Source organism: Labrys sp. KB_33_2, assembly GCF_052114505.1.
Classification (GTDB): domain Bacteria; phylum Pseudomonadota; class Alphaproteobacteria; order Rhizobiales; family Labraceae; genus Labrys.
In genome coordinates, this window is the sequence record NZ_JBFREW010000013.1 from 59,610 (window position 1) to 77,093 (window position 17,484).

General features: G+C 61.3%; 16 protein-coding genes. 4 read left to right on the forward strand and 12 right to left on the reverse strand.

All coding sequences use genetic code 11. The annotated features are described in order from the left end of the window. Positions 1-8: 8 nt before the first annotated feature. Entirely contained in the window at positions 9-998 is a 990-nt protein-coding gene (locus tag AB4037_RS22540; protein ID WP_441773008.1) for a hypothetical protein, read from the reverse strand. 646 nt (positions 999-1,644) lie between these two features. Between AB4037_RS22540 and AB4037_RS22545 the strand changes: the two genes are divergently transcribed. The 3 genes from AB4037_RS22545 to AB4037_RS22555 all read left to right on the forward strand — a co-directional run bounded on the left by AB4037_RS22545 (position 1,645) and on the right by AB4037_RS22555 (position 4,239). Then, positions 1,645-1,800, forward strand: a complete 156-nt coding sequence (locus AB4037_RS22545; protein WP_434956351.1) for a DUF1127 domain-containing protein — start codon at positions 1,645-1,647, stop codon at positions 1,798-1,800. 371 nt (positions 1,801-2,171) lie between these two features. Then, entirely contained in the window at positions 2,172-3,584 is a 1,413-nt protein-coding gene (gene trmFO / locus AB4037_RS22550; protein ID WP_441773009.1) for a methylenetetrahydrofolate--tRNA-(uracil(54)-C(5))-methyltransferase (FADH(2)-oxidizing) TrmFO, read from the forward strand. Positions 3,585-3,783: 199 nt separating this feature from the next. Continuing rightward, a complete protein-coding gene (locus AB4037_RS22555) occupies positions 3,784-4,239 on the forward strand; it encodes a tetratricopeptide repeat protein (RefSeq protein WP_441773010.1) in 456 nt (151 codons plus the stop codon). 128 nt (positions 4,240-4,367) lie between these two features. Here AB4037_RS22555 and AB4037_RS22560 read toward each other — a convergent pair whose 3' ends face one another. The 5 genes from AB4037_RS22560 to yajC form a co-directional block, all read right to left on the reverse strand. Then, a complete protein-coding gene (locus AB4037_RS22560) occupies positions 4,368-5,255 on the reverse strand; it encodes a phytoene/squalene synthase family protein (protein WP_441773011.1) in 888 nt (295 codons plus the stop codon). 10 nt (positions 5,256-5,265) lie between these two features. Next, positions 5,266-5,646: an Mth938-like domain-containing protein gene (locus tag AB4037_RS22565; protein WP_434956347.1), complete on the reverse strand. Its 381-nt coding sequence runs from the start codon at positions 5,644-5,646 to the stop codon at positions 5,266-5,268. Between the two features lie 6 nt (positions 5,647-5,652). Next, on the reverse strand, positions 5,653-6,594 hold the full coding sequence (gene secF, locus AB4037_RS22570) for a protein translocase subunit SecF (RefSeq protein ID WP_434956346.1): 942 nt from the start codon (positions 6,592-6,594) through the stop codon (positions 5,653-5,655). Between the two features lie 21 nt (positions 6,595-6,615). After that, entirely contained in the window at positions 6,616-8,214 is a 1,599-nt protein-coding gene (secD, locus tag AB4037_RS22575) for a protein translocase subunit SecD (protein WP_434956345.1), read from the reverse strand. A gap of 133 nt (positions 8,215-8,347) precedes the next feature. After that, positions 8,348-8,698 (reverse strand): preprotein translocase subunit YajC, encoded by a 351-nt coding sequence (gene yajC, locus AB4037_RS22580; protein ID WP_149250899.1) that lies wholly within the window; start codon positions 8,696-8,698, stop codon positions 8,348-8,350. A gap of 384 nt (positions 8,699-9,082) precedes the next feature. On the opposite strand from yajC, the gene AB4037_RS22585 reads away from it, so the two are divergent. After that, positions 9,083-9,949, forward strand: coding sequence for an ATP-binding protein (locus tag AB4037_RS22585; protein WP_434956343.1), 867 nt, complete (start codon positions 9,083-9,085; stop codon positions 9,947-9,949). Positions 9,950-10,042: 93 nt separating this feature from the next. Here AB4037_RS22585 and AB4037_RS22590 read toward each other — a convergent pair whose 3' ends face one another. The 6 genes from AB4037_RS22590 to tatC all read right to left on the reverse strand — a co-directional run bounded on the left by AB4037_RS22590 (position 10,043) and on the right by tatC (position 17,484). Next, complete coding sequence (locus tag AB4037_RS22590) at positions 10,043-11,836, reverse strand: peptidoglycan DD-metalloendopeptidase family protein (RefSeq protein ID WP_441773012.1); 1,794 nt, start codon at positions 11,834-11,836, stop codon at positions 10,043-10,045. Positions 11,837-12,152: 316 nt separating this feature from the next. After that, the gene (locus AB4037_RS22595; RefSeq protein ID WP_441773013.1) at positions 12,153-13,373 is read right to left on the reverse strand and encodes a cytochrome P450; all 1,221 of its coding nucleotides are present in this window, start codon (positions 13,371-13,373) and stop codon (positions 12,153-12,155) included. 292 nt (positions 13,374-13,665) lie between these two features. Then, positions 13,666-14,352 carry a protein-L-isoaspartate(D-aspartate) O-methyltransferase gene (locus AB4037_RS22600; RefSeq protein ID WP_434956340.1) on the reverse strand — a complete coding sequence of 229 codons (687 nt, stop codon included), beginning with the start codon at positions 14,350-14,352 and terminating at the stop codon, positions 13,666-13,668. Continuing rightward, entirely contained in the window at positions 14,349-15,131 is a 783-nt protein-coding gene (surE, locus tag AB4037_RS22605) for a 5'/3'-nucleotidase SurE (RefSeq protein WP_441773014.1), read from the reverse strand. Before surE ends, AB4037_RS22600 begins: the two co-directional genes overlap by 4 nt. A 248-nt stretch (positions 15,132-15,379) precedes the next feature. Next, a complete protein-coding gene (serS, locus tag AB4037_RS22610) occupies positions 15,380-16,663 on the reverse strand; it encodes a serine--tRNA ligase (RefSeq protein WP_441773015.1) in 1,284 nt (427 codons plus the stop codon). Positions 16,664-16,701: 38 nt separating this feature from the next. After that, complete coding sequence (gene tatC, locus AB4037_RS22615) at positions 16,702-17,484, reverse strand: twin-arginine translocase subunit TatC (protein ID WP_434956337.1); 783 nt, start codon at positions 17,482-17,484, stop codon at positions 16,702-16,704.

Here is a 17,484-nt window from a genome sequence, read left to right on the forward strand (position 1 = left end):
GAATCCGATCACGCCATTGGCATCGACTGCCCTGCACTCTCCCTTGGTTTGCATGATGGAAGAACGCCATAGCCAGGGGATCTATCCGCGTTTCCTGCCGGAAACTCGGTGTGGACATTGCCTGCAGCCCCCAGCCACAGATGACGCCAATGAACCAGAATGGCGCGAAAACGCCCAGCCACGGGCCGGCGTAGCGGCATCGCCGCCAGCAGAACGAGTGCCGATAGCAGCAGGCTCATTCGGCCGTTGATCTCGCGGCCCGACCGGCTGACGGCGGAGATTGGTGTCGCCCGGAGCCAGGGCAAGCGAAACAGCGCAAGAATGGCGTGGATGTCGTCCTCATACAGACGCCCGTCGACGAAGCCATTGGCAACCTTGTTGCCGCCGACGGGTTCGGTATGCCGAACCGGAAATTCATCGATCACGGCAAAATCGCCCGGCCCTTCGGCGACGAGATTGCACCAGACGAGGTCAATGCCGCTTTCGTATCCTAAGGCGTAGAGCGGTGCGATCCGCTCGAGAATGTCATGCCGGAAAACCGGACACATCATCTCCACGAAGTTGAGATACCGCAGGGCATATCGCTTCTGCTGTAGCAGGCAGGCATAGGTGAAATGACTATCCCATGTCAGCGCCGGTTGCGCGATCTTGAGATTATACTGATCACAGCGCGAAAAAATTCCACTTATGGAGGAAGGAGTCGCGCTAATATCATCATCAAAGAAGCAGATGTATTTATATCGACCAAGAAACTCCGCGTGTTCACGCAAAAGCCCATCGTAGCCGGCGACCTTGCTACCGGATCGATACTCGAAATAGACGCCATCGCCCGCGATAGCGGGCAAGCTGGTATCGTAGCTGCTTAAAAAGACATCGTAATTTCTATCCGCACTCGCAGCCAGCCACTGCGCGTGAAGACTTTTCGGCCCTATCCGAGCAACCAAGAGATATTTACGAGGTCTCTGCTCCAGGCCGTCCTCTGTACCGTTCCTCGTCATTGCTCCAGTCTCCCGCTAAGCTTCCAAGGGTTCGGTGAACTTCGGAACCACGCAAGTTAAAAGGCCAGATTGAATCAATATATCCTTCCATTAAGAGGGATATAGAAGATATACCTGCAATTAATATTGGTTTTATATTTCAACAAAACCCAAAGAGCGCATAATTTAACGCCCTCTTCGCTCCGGCATATGCCTAGTTTTCATGCTCCCTATAGCATACCGACACCTTGGGAAGCCAAGTCCAACTTTGGTATATGGCGGTACTACTGATGGCAGCGCGCACTAGGTCTCGGCATGAGCTCCAGGGACCCAGATTAGGCATGCCCCCTGCCATTTGGCCCTGGCCGCGGGTTCAGACGCTCGTGGGAGCATTCGAATGGATACAACCATGCGTTCCCCCGACTGCTCCGTTCTGAAGCCATCCCGCCTTGCGGGCGGAAGAGGCATGCACCATATGCATCCAGTGGCCACCTGTTAGGTCAATTTTGACGATTTTTTAACAATGGCAACTTTGCGACATGCAAAAATTGCATGCTCGTTGTGCGGTGCAGCATCTACCTCATTCGACGAAAAGGCTGCATATAGAGAATGTGAACGGCGTTGAGGAATTCGCTTCAACGCAGGTTCGCAGAAGAGGAACCTTATCATGTTGTTCGCAGCTTTGATCGAACGTGTCCGTATCTGGCGCCGTGAGCGCGAGACGCTGGCCGAGCTCAGGCGCTTGAACGTACGCGATTTGGCCGACATCGGTATCAACCCTGCCGACGTTCGCGCTATCGCGCGTCAGGCTGCCCGCGCCTAATCACGCAGGTGATGACCAATGGGCTGTTCAGCTCATTGGTACAGTTTCGACGATCCACCAGCGCGTCCATCTTTTGCAGTGGAAAGTCGTATCGTTTCTGTCGGCTGAAGCGTTTTGCGATTTGGTAGTCCCGCCAAGAATCGCAAAGATGCGTCGAAATGAGTGAGAGCAAACAAGCGTTTCCGTCTAAAAACGCTTTGCTCTAGCTATGTCGGCCGACAATCGGGCAGCGATTTCATCGCGCCTAAACGGGAAGTAGTGGGCGCCCGCCTTGCTGGAGCAGGGCCAAGCGCCACATAGCCGCCCCCTCAGGGCGGCTTTTTGTTATGCTGGTGCTTCAATCATGAGGCCCGATGGTCTAAAAGCCGGGCATGACAATCACCCCCGTTCATATCATCGGCGGCGGCCTCGCCGGTTCCGAAGCCGCATGGCAGATCGCCCAGGCAGGCGTTCCCGTCATCCTGCACGAGATGCGCCCCGTTCAGCCGACCGAAGTCCATAAGACCACGGACTTCGCCGAGCTCGTCTGCTCCAACTCCTTCCGCTCCGACGATGCGCAGACCAATGCCGTCGGCCTGCTTCACGAGGAAATGCGCCGGCTGGATTCCGTGATCATGGCCTGCGCCGACGCCCACAAGGTTCCGGCAGGCGGTGCCCTCGCGGTGGACCGAGATGGTTTCTCGGCTGCGGTGACGGAACGCTTGGCATCCCATCCCCTAATCGAAATCCGGCGCGAACATGTCGACGGCCTGCCGCCGGCGGACTGGGACAACGTCATCGTCGCCACCGGTCCCCTCACCTCCAAGCCCCTTGCCGATGCAATCGCAGCCCTGACCGGCGAAACCTCCCTTGCTTTCTTCGATGCGATCGCGCCGATCGTGCATCGCGAATCCATCAACATGGACATCGCCTGGTATCAGTCGCGCTACGACAAGCCGGGCCCGGGCGGCACCGGTGCCGACTATATCAACTGCCCCCTCAGCAAGGAGGAATACGAGGCCTTTCTCGATGCCGTTCTCGCCGGCGACAAGACCGGTTTCAAGGAGTTCGAAGGCACGCCCTATTTCGATGGCTGCCTGCCGATCGAAATCATGGCGGAGCGCGGCCGTGAAACCCTGCGCTTCGGACCACTGAAGCCGGTTGGCCTTACCAACCCGCGCAACCCCAGCGTCAAGCCCCACGCCATCGTGCAACTGCGCCAGGACAATGCGCTCGGCACGCTTTACAACATGGTCGGGTTCCAGACGAAGCTGAAATATGCCGAACAGGTGCAGGTGTTCCGCATGATTCCCGGGCTCGAAAATGCCGAATTCGCTCGCCTCGGCGGGCTGCATCGCAACACCTATCTGAACTCACCCGTGCTGCTGGACGCAACGCTTCGCCTGAAAACGCAGCCACGTCTGCGTTTTGCCGGCCAGATCACCGGATGCGAAGGCTATATCGAGAGCGCGAGTGTCGGCCTGATGACGGGCCGCTTTGCCGCCGCCGAGCGCCTGGGTCGACCGGTGGCCACGCCCCCGGCCACCACGGCCCTCGGAGCGCTGCTCAACCACATCACTGGCGGTCACCTCGTCAGCGAGGATGCGGGGCCGCGCTCCTTCCAGCCGATGAATGTCAATTTCGGCCTGTTCCCTCCTCTTGAGGTCTCGCCCAAAGGGGAAGATGGAAAGCGCCTGCGCGGCAGCGAAAAGACTCACGCCAAGAAAAGGGCGATGAGCGCCAGAGCCTTGGAAGCCCTGGAGGGCTGGAAGCGGGCGGTGGCCGGCGAACATCTCTCAGCCTGAGCGTGATCGTATGGTGCCCTTGCGACGGGAAGCTCTACCTGGGTGACTTCCGTCCCGGGACATGAGGCAGGATGGGCACGGGCTCCAGAACGATGTAGCTTGCTATCCGTTCCTGCCCGGCCCACGTCGTGGCGAGAACCGAAGATCCGACCGACGACGTTCACCACCCCGCCTCGTCATTTACAAACAGGATCCTGCCATGCTCCGCCTCCATGGCCTCGCCTCCGCCCTGGCCCTCGTCCTCGTTGCAGGCCCGGTCTGGGCCGCCGACACCTCGTCCGATGCGCCTGCTGCCGCGACCGACCTCGCGCCCATCCGGGCCCAGATCAAGGCGGCGGACTACAAATCCGCCATCGCAGCCCTCCAGCCTCTGGCGGACCAGGGTTCGAAGGACCCTGACGTCTACAATCTGCTTGGCTTCAGCCTACGCAAAAGCGGCGACCGCAAGACCGCGCAGACCTTCTATGAGAAGGCGCTTGCCATCGATCCCAACCACAAGGGAACCCTGGAATATCAGGGCGAGCTCTTCGTCGAGAACGGTGACATTCCGAAGGCCCAGCAAAATCTCGCGGCGCTGGTCAAGCTCTGCCCCAATGGCTGCGAGGAGCGTGAAGACCTCGAAAAGGCGCTGACACAGGCTGCCAAGCCGAAATAACTCGCCGCAACGTTACGACTGTTTTCGACTGGAGAAAGTGCGATTTCTTCGAACCGCACTTCTCTCCATGTCTTTGTTCTGACGTATTTTCTTAATCGAAAAGTCCATCAACTTTTCTGGAAAACGCTCTAGCGCAGCCGGCGTGAGAAACGCCACAGATGCCATTGACTGCGCCATTGCGGTAATTCGGCTTCATGGCGGAACCAGTCAAAACCCGGGCGGGTCATCCGCTTGAGCAAGGGCCTGACCAGCGCAAGGCCGATATAGGCGGGTGCCGCCGCACTGGGCACGGCAGGCAGCAATTGCTCCGCTGCGTTCAGATGATGCAGCGCTGCCCCAGCGAGCTCACCGAACATCGCGCGCATCTCGCCGGTGCTGCGTCCATTCAACAGATCTTCGCGAGCTGTGCCGTGCTTGAGGGCAAGATCGGCCGGCACGAAGATCTGCCCCCGGGCCGCGTGCCGGGCAGCCTGTTTCATCAGGCAGGCTATGCCATAGGCCACGCCGGCGTGCCCGGCGAGATCGGCACTGCCGGCATCGCCGCCATCGGCAAGAATGAGACTGGCCAGGCGAAACAGACTTGAATAGGTCTCGCCGCAATAGCCTTCCAAATCGGTGATGCTCTGCAGCAGATCGTCATAGAGATCATGCGTGTGGGCGTCGATCAGGGTCACAAGAGCGGAAACCGGCAGGTGGTAGCGATCAATCGCGGCCATCAGTTCGGAGGCAACGGGATGCCCCGATATCTGCCCCCTCGCCTGCCCCTCCAGCAGGTCCCGCCACCATTGCAGGCGGACTTCGCCGGGGAGCGGCTCCGACACCATGTCCCTCACGCGTTCGATCTCGCTGTTGAAGGCATAGAGCGCATTCAGGGCGCGTCGGTGCTCGGCGGGCGCAAACAGGTTGGCGAGCCAGCGATTGCGATCGTGCTCGCGCAGCAGACTCTCGCAATAAGCCTGGTTGCTCATGCTGATATTGGAATTGGCCAGGGAACCGGTTTGGCGAGCGGCGCTCATGACAAGATGCTCACGGCACGGCGATCAGGGCGGCGGCGATGCGCCGGTCCTCGGCCAGCAGAACGTTCCAGGTGCGGATCGCTGCGCCGGTCGGCATGGCGTCGACGACGATCTTGAGATCGCGAAAACGCCAGCGCAGCGCCTCGGGGAAAAAAGCCACATCAGGGCCGGTGCCGACGAGCAGGATCTCGATGGCATCGGCTTCCGCAAAAACCGGCTCGAATGCTTCAGCCGAGAATTGAGCAACACTTGTCACCGACCACGCATGCATGCCCGAGGGCAGGCAAAGAAGCGAACCGCGATGCGACATCTCCGCAAAACGGAACCCGCCGGCGCCATAGGCGTCGATCGGCGCCACGCGTGGCAGGAAGCGCCGTTCGCCTGCGGTCATGGCAGCTTACTCCGGCTTGTTGCCGCCCGCCGTCTCATGGCTGCCCGGACGCAGGCCCAGATAGATCAGGACGGGCGAGGCAATGAAGATCGAGGTGTAGGTGCCGACCAGCACGACGCCGAACAGCATGGTGGCGGTGAAGCTGTGAATGGCGTGCCCCCCGAACAGGAGCAGGGCCAGCAGCGCCAGCGCCACGGTGACGTGGGTGATCACCGAGCGCGACAGCGTGGCGTTGATCGACTCGTCCAGCAGTTCATCCATCGGCTTCTTCTTGTACTTGCGCAAGAGCTCGCGGATGCGGTCATAGATCACCACGGTGTCGTTGAGTGAATAGCCAAGGATGGTCAGCAAGGCGGCGACACTGGTGAGGTCGAAGTCGATCTGCGTCACCGACATGAAGCCGATGGTCAGCACGATGTCGTGCATGTTGGCGATCATGGCGCCGACGGCAAACTGCCAATCGAAGCGGAACCATAGATAGATCAGAATGCCCAGAATGGCGACGAAGATGCCGACGATGCCGACCGTCACCAGTTCCTGCGAAACGCTCGGCCCGATGATCTGTGTCTGATCGTCCTTGCCGGGAACGTAGTCGGGCGCCAGCGTCTGCTTGACCTTCTCCGCAACGGCATTCTGTGCCGCGTCGCCGCCCGGCTGCAGGGCGATGCGCATCAGCACCTGTCCCTTGTCGCCGAAACTCTGAATCTGGACCTCACCCAATCCGAGCGGCGCCAGCTTGTCGCGAATGGCCTGCACGTCGGCCTGCCCGGATTGAGCCGTGACGCCGAGGGCGATGCCGCCCTTGAAATCGATACCGTAATTCAGGCCATGGGTGAAGAAGAGCACCAGAGCCAAGATCGACAACACGGCCGAAATCGGAAAGCTGATACGCCGGAACCGAATGAAGCCGAAGCTGGTGTTGTCGGGAACAATGCGAAGATGGCGCACCGCGCTCACTCCATCAATCTATCAAATCGGGATGGAGCGAGGCTTGACCCCGCGATACCACCAGGAAACCAACAGGCGCGTGACCGTGAAGGCGGTGAACACCGTCGTGATGATGCCGATCCCCAGCGTCACCGCGAACCCTTTCACGGCGCCGGTACCGACAAAATACAGCACGGCGGCGGCAATGAAGGTGGTGATGTTGGAATCGAGGATGGTCGCCAGCGCCCGGGCAAAGCCGGCGTCGAGCGACATCAAAACGGTTCGTCCGGCACGCACCTCCTCGCGTATGCGCTCATAGATCAGCACGTTGGAGTCGACTGCGATGCCGACTGTCAGCACGATGCCGGCGATACCCGGCAAGGTCAGCGTCGCCCCGAGCAGGGACAGGATGCCGAAGATCATGCCGACATTGAGCGCCACGGCGATGGACGCGATGATACCGAACAGGCCGTAGCTGGCGATCATGAAGCCGACGACCAGGATTGAGCCGACTAGGGCAGCCATCTCACCGGCGCGAATGGCGGCCTGGCCGAGGCCCGGACCGACCGTCTGCTCCTGAATCACCGTCATGGGTGCGGGCAAGGCACCCGAACGCAGAAGCAGCGCGAGATCCTGGGCCTGCTGCGTGGTGAAATTGCCGGAGATCTGGCCCGAACCACCAGTGATCGGCTCGCGAATGACCGGTGCCGACAAGACCTTGCCGTCGAGCACGATGGCGAAGGGCTTGTTGACATTCTCCGTGGTGACGCGGCCGAACTGGCGCGCGCCATTGGTGTTGAAGCGGAAGGAGACCACCGGCTCGCGCGTGTTCTGGTCGAAGCTTGCTTGGGCGTCGGTCAGTTCGTCGCCGGCGACCATCACCTGGTCTTCGATCAGATAGTTCTGGCCGCCATCCGACGATGGCAGAACCGTGGAACCGACCGGCGGGCGAGAACGCATGGCCTGATCGACCGGCATGCTCAGATCCACCAGGCGAAATTCGAGCTTGGCTGTTTGGCCGAGAAGGTCCTTGAAACGGTCGGGATTCTCCAGGCCGGGCAATTGCACCACGATGCGATCTTCGCCCTGGCGCTGAATGACGGGCTCGACCACGCCGGAGCCGTTGATACGGTTGCCGATAATCTCCACCGCCCGCACCATGATGCGGTTCATGCGGTCACGCAGGCCTTCATCGGTCAGCGTGGCGCCGATCTGGCCTGGGGTGGTCGAGGCAATCGTGGCCGTCCGGTTGCCGGTGCCGAAAAGGTTGCCGTCGGCGGGATTGCCCAGCACTTGCAGGAGTTGCACGGCCTTCTCGGTATCGGCCGGATTGGGCAGCGTCACCACAATGCCGCGCCCCTGCAAAGCAGCCTGGCTACGGATCTTGTTGTCGTTCAGGATCTGGCGCGCCTGCGAACGCAGGCTGGCGACCTGTTCCTTGACCACGGCATTCTTGTCGATCTCGAGCAGGAAGTAGGATCCGCCCTGGAGATCGAGGCCCAGCGTCAGCGTCTTGTGCGGCAGCCAGGACGGCATCGCCTTCACCCAGCTCTCCGGCATCAGATTGGGTACGGCCAGCCACAGGCCGATCAGCAAAGTCAGGAGAACCGAAGCCGTCTTGACGGGAGAAAAATGCAGCATAGCGGAGCGATTCCGAGCCTTGACAGGCTATTCTCAGGACGATCGGGAGATGTAGATTCGCCCCGACCCTATCCTGAGTCTCTTATCGTGTCTTGTGATCGAGACCAAAGAGGGGCGTTGCCCCGCGTAGACCTCAGGCTGCCTCGGCCTTCTTCACCGGCTCGGTCTTGGAGCGGACGGTGACCACCATCTCGCGGATGACCTTCACGCGAACGCCCTCGGCGATCTCCGCCTCGATCTCGGATTCGCCCTCGACAGCCTTGGTCACCTTGCCGACCATGCCGCCCGACATCACAATGGTATCGCCACGACGGATTGCCTTGAGCAGAGCGGCCTGTTCTTTCGCCTTGCGCTGCTGCGGGCGGATCAGCAGGAAATAGAAGATCACGAACATCGCGATCGGCAACAGCAACGTGCCACCGAGACTGGAGAACAGATCGCCGCCGCCCTGGGCTGCCTGGGCAAAGGCTGGAGTCGTGAACATTGGATCGCCTCTCAAGAGAAGCGGCCGGGACAGCCCAGCCGCGAATTCGCGCGGAATATAGTGAACCAGCCACCGAAAGCAAACAGAACGCCACTTTTGCCCAGCACATGACGAAAAATTCATGCCTTCCGATGTGGGAAACCGCCAATCGGGCCAACATGATGGGCTGTCGGGAGGACTACGGATAGCGACAGGGAATCGCCTGTCTCCTCACAAGTCGGCTCCACGCACGCCTCGGCTTGCCCGTGGCCCCCTTGGGTGACCCACCGGCACTGGGCGCACATGCAAAACGGAAGGCAGGCGCGGCATGCCGCCGCTTTTCAGCGCCTCTCAGGCGCGTTAGAGACGAAGGGCTTACCCACAGGTTCATCTCATCTGGTTGCCATGACTGACTTTTCATCCAGCGAATTGCCGCAATTGCTCGCCCGTATCGCCGACGCCCTGGAGCGGCTGGCTCCACCGGCCGCCATCAAGGCCGACTTCGATGCTGCAGAAGCCTTCATCTGGCAGGCCGGCGAAAAATATCTGCAACCTGTACCGAAGGTGAACAGGGTCGCGATGCCGTTGCTCAAGGGCATCGATCTGGTGCGCGACCTCCTGGTCGACAACACCGAGCGCTTCGCAAACGGGCTGCCCGCCAACAACGCTTTGCTCTGGGGCGCGCGCGGCATGGGCAAGTCGTCGCTGGTGAAGGCCGCGCATGCCGACATCAACGCCAAGATCGGTGGCACCCTGAAGCTGATCGAGATCCATCGCGAGGATATCGATAGTCTGCCCGAGTTGATGAACCTCACCCGCAAGGCCCCCTATCGCTTCATCGTCTTTTGCGACGATCTCTCCTTCGACAGCGACGACACCTCCTACAAATCGCTCAAGGCGGCGCTGGAAGGCGGCGTCGAGGGGCGGCCGGACAATCTCATCTTCTATGCGACCTCGAACCGGCGTCATCTGATGCCGCGCGACATGATCGACAATGAGCGCTCGACTGCGATCAATCCAGGCGAGGCGGTGGAGGAAAAGGTGTCGCTCTCCGACCGTTTCGGCCTCTGGCTCGGTTTCCATCGCTGCAGCCAGGACGATTTCCTCGACATGGTCTATGGTTATGCCGATCATTTCGGCCTCGATCACGATCGAGACACCATGCGGGCCGAGGCCCTGGAATGGGCGACGACCCGTGGTGCCCGGTCCGGTCGCACGGCCTGGCAATATGTGCAGGATCTCGCCGGCCGGCTGGGCAAGACGCTGAACTGAGCCAGGTCCGCGTGTTCAATAAAAAGTGGCCCGGACATCGCTGCCGGGCCACTCGAGCTGCTTCGGGGTCTCGCGGAGAAGCAGATTCTGTTATCAGGTGCCGGAAAGATAGCGGGTCGGATCGACCGGCGCGGCACCCTTGCGTACTTCGAACAACACTTGCGGCGAGGTCACGTTGCCGGTCTGACCTGCGGTCGCAATGGTCTGGCCACGCCTGACACTTTCACCCTTCTTGACGTCGAGCTGCTTGGCATGGCCATAAGCGGTGACATAGCCGTTGGCATGGCGGATGAGGATCAGGTTGCCATAGCCTTTCAGCTCACTGCCGGCATAGGCGACCACACCATCCTCGGCAGCCTTCACTTCGGTTCCTTCAGGCACCGAGATGTTGATACCGTCGCTGTTGCGGCCGAAATTCTGGATGATCCGCCCCTTCACCGGCCAGCGGAACTCCGGATTGCCCGGGGTGGCGGCATTGGCATCCTTCGGCAGTTCGGCGGCCGGAGCTGCCGGCTGAGATGCACTCGCGGCAGGCGAGATCGTCCCGGTTGCAACCGGCGCGGGCTGGCTGGCCTCGGCGGGCTTGGCCGGCTTGGCGGCAGCCACCTGCGCAGGTTTGTTGGCCAGCGCCTTCTGCTTGGCGGCAGCAAGCTTCTCCGCCTTGAGCTTGTTCGCCTTGGCCGCATCGACCGGCTTGGCCGCCGCCACCTGGGCGGGCTTGGCCTTGACATCGACGGGGGCGACCCTTGCCGTCTGAACGGGTTTGACCGTTACTGGCTTGACGGTCGCAGTCCTGACGGGCTGGGCATGCGGCGCAGCAACCTGCATCGCTTCGGCGGCAATCGACTTCGCCTGGGTCTTGGCCGTCCTCACCGGCGCCGGATTGGCCGCCCGCGCGGCCTGTACCGGCTTGGGAGCCGCCACGGGCCTGGGCTGCACGGCGGCCGCCACCGGCACGTCACGCGGCGGGCGGTTGTCGACCACGGCCTCTGCAGCCGGAGCAGCAGCGTGGGCCGTTCCGCGCACGACCAGCTTCTGGCCGATCTTGACGCTCATCCATTCGTCGATGCCATTCTCCTTGGCCAGACGCGGGCGCGTCGTGCCGTAGGCTTTGGCGATCGACGTCAGCGTCTCGCCCGGCTTGACAACATGGACGCCGGAAGCGGCGGCGGCAGGCATCGGCTTCGGCTTGGCTCCCGCAGCCGGCGTGGTGGCGACCGGCCGGACCTTGACTTCGCCGACGCTGCCCCGAGACGTTTCGGGCACGTCTCCCGGATAGGGCTGCTCAGCGGTCGCGGCCACCGTCGTCACCGCGGTGTTGCCGTTCTGAGCCGCGTTGTACACGGGAATGATTACCTGCTGGCCGGGCGTCAGCGAGCGAGAGGTCAGGCCGTTGACCTTCATGATCGCGTCGGAAGGCACACCATAGCGGTTGGAGAGCGTATTGATGGTCTCACCCGCCGCGGCGGTAACTGGCGTGCCGCCCGTGGCAGTCCAGCCACCGGCCTTGAAACCGCCGATCTGCGGAGCGGGCGTCGAGATCGCCCCCGTCACGATGGGCTGCTCGCCACGAGCCAGTCGATATTGCGTCGACGGCGCGCTACGCTGTGCCACGGCGCCGACCGGCGGCAGCGGCTGCGAAGCGACCACGCCCGCCGCCGGCACCGTGTTGACGGCATAGTTGGAATTGCCATAGCGCGGCGCGGCCTTGGTAGGCTGTGCCTGGGCATAGGCCAACTGATTGTCACCCGAGTTGAACGGGTTCGAGAAGGGGTTCTGGGCGAACCTCGAAGTGTCGCTGCAGCTTGCTGCGAGGCCAGCCACCAGGGCGATCACGGCGACGCGCGACAAGTGGCGCGAACGGATCAATTCGATCGGAAAACGCATAGGACGTTCACACCCACGCTTGAGAAGAACACGGGGTAATTAAGCCTCTATTGGGGTAAACAACGCCTTAAGAGCCGGACTCAATTTGGACAAAATCCGGAAACGGCTCCGATGGCGGCGGGCTGAGAAACTCAGATCGCCCGCTCCTCATGCCCTTGAGTCCACTGCGTTTTCCAGTCGATCGGCCGGTCTGCCGACCGGTCCCGACTGGGCGGGAATGATTAAGAGCGGGGATCGCCCCCGCCCCATGCGTTAAAGTCGCGCCACGTCGGTTTTCGCAGGGAATCAGCATGGCCGGCGCGACTCGCAAGCAGCCTCAGCGCGTCCATTCCAGGCGCAAACCCTCAGCGCGGCGAATACCGCCATGGCCCTCGACCTTCAATTTGCCGACGAGCTTGGCCTGCGGAATCCGGTTGACGAGCGCCGCCAGTCCTTCTTCCAGTTCGGCCTTTGCCAGGGCCTCGCCGAGACAACGATGCGCACCGCCACCGAAAACATAATGCCAGCGCGTGTGATCCGTTCGCCTGATGTCGAATCGATCCGGCTCGCCGAACACCTCCGGATCTCGCAGGGCCGACATGGTGGAAAGCATCAGCAACGATCCCGGTGCCAATCTTTGACCGCCTATCTCGATCTCCTCGAGCACAAGCCGTGGCAGCGACGCGACCGAGGGTTCGAATCGCAGCGCTTCGGAGACCGCACCGGGGATGAGGCTGGGATCGGCGCACACCGACTGCCATTGTTCGGGGTGCTCGAGCAGAAGCGCGGCCTGGATCGCCATCGAGGCCCGCGTGGTATCACTGCCGCCCAGCACCACGATGATGATCTGCATGATCGCCTCGAGCGGCGTCATCTCGGGGTTCTCGTCGATGGCGGTGATATAATCGGAAAGGAAATCGCCGCGAGGGTTCTGACGGCGCTCCGCCACCAGTTCATACATGTAGTCCGTCATCTGACGGCAGGCATCCTCGAGGTCGGGAATGTCCTTTTCCGTCCAGGAGGTACCCAGGCTGCGAGCGATGACATAGATCCACTGCGCGAATTTTGGGATGTCGGCCTCGGGCATCCCCAGAATCGCAGCGACGGTATGGGCGGGAATGATCGCCGAATAATCCTCGAACAGATCCAACCCGCCAGCCTCGTAATGCTGGTCGATCAGTTTCTCCGCCATGGCCCGTACCTTGGGGCGGACCTCGGCGACCATCTTGAAGGCGAAGGTCCGCGCCATCGGGCCGCGCCGCCTCCTGTGGGCGGCCCCGTTCGAAAGCAGCATGCATTTGTCGTAAAAATCGAATAGTGGGCCCGAGGTGACGCCCCTCAATTGCAGGAGTTCGGTCTCGATCTGCCGGGTGCGCTCATCGGTCGTGAGGCTGACGACATCCTTGGCACGCAGAATGAAGAGCGGCCCATCGTCCCGTTGGATGAAAGGGGTTTCCGGTCGAAACTTTCTGAACAGGGCGTGGGTGTCCTGATCCAGTTCGGCAATAGTGAATATAGGTATATCTGAATTGATTTGTTGTGCTGCTTGTTCGGTCATCTCAAATCCCCCAACCGACGTGCTGCTCTGACTGACCGGCCAGGGGCGATCTTGAAATCAGACCCGAGTTGCCAGTCCAGCGCCGTCGGAAACCGCCGTATACTGCACGGGATGGAGGTATCCCGCCATACCTCTGCGATCTGAATTTGCTGCGATCCACCAGCGCCGGGACTTCGCCGCTGCGACTGCAATCGGGCGATCGTGGCTTGGCCCGGCAAGAAGAACTGGATTGTCTCGCAGCACCTGCGATGAAGCGCCCGAAAACCAAACCCAGCTCAAGTTCAAGGGTGGTTCAAAGCCGGTCGGCCACGCCCAAGATGATGGACGCGGCACGGATATCCATCAGCGGTGTATAGTGAAAGCCATCGGCATCGCGCGCGATCATGGTCAATTGCTGCTCTTCGCCGGGCGGGCCGATTGGTGCGATCATCCGACCGCCCAGCGCCAGTTGATCCAGCAAGTCCTCGGGCACCTCGCTCATCGCCGCCGTGGTGACGATACGATCGAAGGGAGCCTGTTGGCGCCAGCCGGAACTGCCATCGGCGACCATCATGGTGACGTTGAGGATGGTAACGGCCCGCAGCCTCTCCTCTGCCTCGGTGACCAGGGTGCGCCAACGATCGAGGGTCAGGACGCGCTTGGCCAGACGGCCGAGCACCGCGGTCAGATAGCCAGAGCCCGTACCGATCTCCAGCACGCGATGCAGCGGCTCGACGTCCAAGCGCTCGGCAATGGTCGCAGCGAGCACCGGCGGCGTGATGGTCTGGCCGCACTGGATGGGAAGGCTGAGATCGCGCCAGGCGTATTCGGCGAATTCAGGCAGCACGAAAACCGGGCGTGGCAGGGTGGAAACGGCATTCAGCACCTTCTGGTCCGTCAACCCGTGGCGGCGCAGGCGCAGGATGAAGGCCATCATCTCCTGGGCATGCTCGTCGTCAGGATTCACAAAAGACTGATAGTCCGTCATATTGTCCGTCATGATGTCGGTCTTGGCACCGTTTCAAAGGTATCCGAAAGGCGTTGCAGAGCAGGCACGTCGGTCAGATTGAGATGAAGGGGCGTCACAGAAATACGCTTGTTGAAGAGAGCGGCAAGATCCGTGCCCTCGAGCCGGGGCGGCGTTTCCCGGCGCGGCGCCAGCCAATAATAGGGGCCGCCACGAAAATCCTCTCGCTCGACCACATCGACCAGGGCGACATCGCGCTGCCCCTGGATGGTGACGGCAACGCCAGCGACCTCCTCGGGCTCGCAATCGGGAAAATTGACGTTGAACAAGGTTCCCTTGGCGAAACCATGGGCCAGCAGTTTGCGGATCACGCCGGGCGCATGCTGCTCGGCGCAATGCCAGCGCATGCCGTCCCTGCCCCCGATGCCATAGGCCTGGCTGAGCGCGATCGACGGAACCCCAAGAACGGTGCCCTCCATCGCCGCCGCCACGGTGCCGGAATAGGTAACGTCTTCGGCGACGTTCTGGCCCCGATTGACGCCGGACAGCACGAGGTCGGGCTGCTGGCCCTTGAGCAGATGCTGCACACCCATCAGCACGCAATCGGTCGGCGTGCCGCTGACGGCATAGCGCTTTTCCTCGATCCGCCGCAGACGCAGCGGCATGCTGAGCGACAGGGAATGGGACACGCCGGACTGATCCGTCTCTGGCGCCACGACGATCACGTCGTCGCTCAGGCTGCGGGCGATCCTTTCGAGGGAAACCAGGCCGGGCGCATGGATGCCGTCATCATTGGTAATCAGAACTCGCATCCACCGTCCGTCCTTGTTTCACTAAATCGACACCAAAGCGTTTTGCGATGAGATGAAATCATCTCGAATCGCAAAGACGCGTCGAAACGCGCTTTGCTTCAGTGTGCCACAGGAAAAGGAGCTCCGGCGAGAGTTTGTCATACGCAATCCCCTGCTGTTGCAGAAATCCCTGCAGAAACAAATGATTACTTCACTCTCCTTGATTCTGGAATCAAGGAGGGTGTGACAAGGTACGGCAAGATCGAGGCTTATTGTCTCTCGATCCGGCGCAGGCCGCCCATATAGGGGACGAGAACCTCCGGAACCGTGATGGAACCGTCCTCGTTCTGATAATTCTCCATCACCGCCACGAGAGCACGGCCGACCGCAACGCCCGAACCGTTCAGCGTATGCACGAAACGCGGGGCGCCTCCAGATTTCGGCCGGGTCCGGGCGTTCATGCGACGCGCCTGGAAATCGCCACAGACCGAGCAGGAGGAGATTTCACGAAACAGCCCCTGCCCCGGTAGCCAGACCTCGATGTCATAGGTCTTCTGCGAGGCAAAACCCATGTCGCCGGTGCACAGCGTCATCACGCGGTAATGCAGGTCCAGGCCCTTCAACACGGCCTCGGCGCAAGCGAGCATGCGCTCGTGCTCGTCCCGGCTCTTTTCAGGAGCCGTGATCGAGACGAGTTCGACCTTCTGGAATTGGTGCTGGCGGATCATGCCACGGGTATCCCGCCCCGCAGCGCCAGCTTCCGCACGGAAGCAGTGAGTCAGCGCAGTATAGCGCAACGGCAGCTCTTCCTCGGCGGTGATGGCATCGCGCACGAGATTGGTCAGCGAAACCTCGGCCGTCGGAATCAGCCAGAAATCGCCGGGCTGCACGCGGAACTGATCCTCCGCGAATTTCGGCAGCTGAGCGGTGCCAATCATGGCATCGTCACGCACCAGCAAGGGCGCGGCGACCTCGGTATAGCCGTGCTCGCCGGTGTGCTTGTCGATGAAATACTGGCCTAGCGCCCGCTCAAGCCGAGCCAGGCCCTTCTGCAGCACCACGAAGCGGGAGCCGGAGAGCTTGGCGGCGATCTCGAAATCCATCAGGCCGAGAGCTTCGCCCAATTCGAAATGCTCTTTAGGGGCAAAAGTATAGGCGCGCGCCACGCCGTGGCGGTGGCGTTCGACATTGGCATGCTCGTCCGCGCCGAAAGGGACCTCGTCGAGCGGCAGATTCGGGATCGAGATGAGCTGGTCGTAGAGAGCCTTGTCGGCGCCGCGCAGCGCCTCCTCGTCAGCCGGCATCGAGGCCTTGAGCGCGTTGACCTCCGCCATCAAGGCCTGTGCCTTGGCTTCGTCCTTGGATTGCTTGGCCGCGCCGATCTCCTTGGAAGCAGCGTTGCGGCGCTCCTGGGAAGCCTGCAGCCGGGCAACGAGCGCCCGGCGGCTCTCGTCGAGCTCGAGTATGGTGGCGGCCAGCGGCTCAAGCCCTCTGCGAACCCGGCCCTGGTCGAAGAGACCCGAATTCTCGCGGATCCACTTCACATCATACATGAGATCAACTCCAGAACGGACGTCAGGACACCGACGGGCTATTCCGAAGTCTGCGTATCGCTTTCCGCGCGCTTCTTCTCAACCCACCGGACCGAATAGATCGAGAGTTCGTAAAGGAGCACGCCCGGCACGGCAAGCGCGATCATGCTCCACGGGTCGGGCGGCGCCAGCACGGCCGAAATTGCGGTGACGATGACGATGGCATAGCGCCGCTTCTCCTTCAGGAAGGTCGAATCCACGATACCGATCCGCCCCAACAGGGTCAGCACCACCGGCAGCTGAAAGACGACGCCGAAGGCAAAAATCAGGTTCATCAACAGGGATAGATACCCCTCCACCGTCGCCAGCAATTCGATCGTGGCGATGCCGCTGCCGCCGAGCTGCTGCATGCCCAGCGCAAAATGCATCACCGCCGGCATTGCGATGAAGTAGACCAGCAACCCGCCCAGGAAGAAGAACAGAGGCGTGGCGATCAGATAGGGCACGAAAATGTTTCGCTCGTGCCGGTAGAGACCGGGGGCGATGAAGCGATAGATCTGGATGGCGAAGAAGGGGAAGCCGATGAAAGCGGCCGTAAAAAAAGCCACCCGGATCTGAGTAAAAAGAAAGTCGAGAGGACCGTTGTAGATCAGCTTGACCGGATTGCCGGCCGCCGCCCACTCGTAGGGCCACAACAAGAAGAGATAGATCGATTTGGAAACCGCGAAGGCGCCGATGAACAGAACGATGAAGGCAATGCCCGATTTCATCAGGCGCGTGCGCAGTTCGATCAAGTGATCGAGCAGCGGCGCCTTGGAGGCGTCGATTTCGTCTTCGGTCAT

What these genes read in the sequence shown, in the direction of transcription:
- secD (WP_434956345.1), bottom strand. Translation starts at nt 8,214, where the DNA reads ATGCTGCATTTTTCTCCCGTCAAGACGGCTTCGGTTCTCCTGACTTTG.
- trmFO (WP_441773009.1), top strand. Translation starts at nt 2,172, where the DNA reads ATGACAATCACCCCCGTTCATATCATCGGCGGCGGCCTCGCCGGTTCC.
- AB4037_RS22590 (WP_441773012.1), bottom strand. Translation starts at nt 11,836, where the DNA reads ATGCGTTTTCCGATCGAATTGATCCGTTCGCGCCACTTGTCGCGCGTC.
- AB4037_RS22555 (WP_441773010.1), top strand. Translation starts at nt 3,784, where the DNA reads ATGCTCCGCCTCCATGGCCTCGCCTCCGCCCTGGCCCTCGTCCTCGTT.
- surE (WP_441773014.1), bottom strand. Translation starts at nt 15,131, where the DNA reads ATGCGAGTTCTGATTACCAATGATGACGGCATCCATGCGCCCGGCCTG.
- AB4037_RS22565 (WP_434956347.1), bottom strand. Translation starts at nt 5,646, where the DNA reads ATGACCGCAGGCGAACGGCGCTTCCTGCCACGCGTGGCGCCGATCGAC.
- AB4037_RS22600 (WP_434956340.1), bottom strand. Translation starts at nt 14,352, where the DNA reads ATGACGGACAATATGACGGACTATCAGTCTTTTGTGAATCCTGACGAC.
- AB4037_RS22545 (WP_434956351.1), top strand. Translation starts at nt 1,645, where the DNA reads ATGTTGTTCGCAGCTTTGATCGAACGTGTCCGTATCTGGCGCCGTGAG.
- tatC (WP_434956337.1), bottom strand. Translation starts at nt 17,484, where the DNA reads ATGACCGAAGACGAAATCGACGCCTCCAAGGCGCCGCTGCTCGATCAC.
- AB4037_RS22560 (WP_441773011.1), bottom strand. Translation starts at nt 5,255, where the DNA reads ATGAGCGCCGCTCGCCAAACCGGTTCCCTGGCCAATTCCAATATCAGC.
- AB4037_RS22595 (WP_441773013.1), bottom strand. Translation starts at nt 13,373, where the DNA reads ATGACCGAACAAGCAGCACAACAAATCAATTCAGATATACCTATATTC.
- AB4037_RS22585 (WP_434956343.1), top strand. Translation starts at nt 9,083, where the DNA reads ATGACTGACTTTTCATCCAGCGAATTGCCGCAATTGCTCGCCCGTATC.
- yajC (WP_149250899.1), bottom strand. Translation starts at nt 8,698, where the DNA reads ATGTTCACGACTCCAGCCTTTGCCCAGGCAGCCCAGGGCGGCGGCGAT.
- AB4037_RS22540 (WP_441773008.1), bottom strand. Translation starts at nt 998, where the DNA reads ATGACGAGGAACGGTACAGAGGACGGCCTGGAGCAGAGACCTCGTAAA.
- serS (WP_441773015.1), bottom strand. Translation starts at nt 16,663, where the DNA reads ATGTATGATGTGAAGTGGATCCGCGAGAATTCGGGTCTCTTCGACCAG.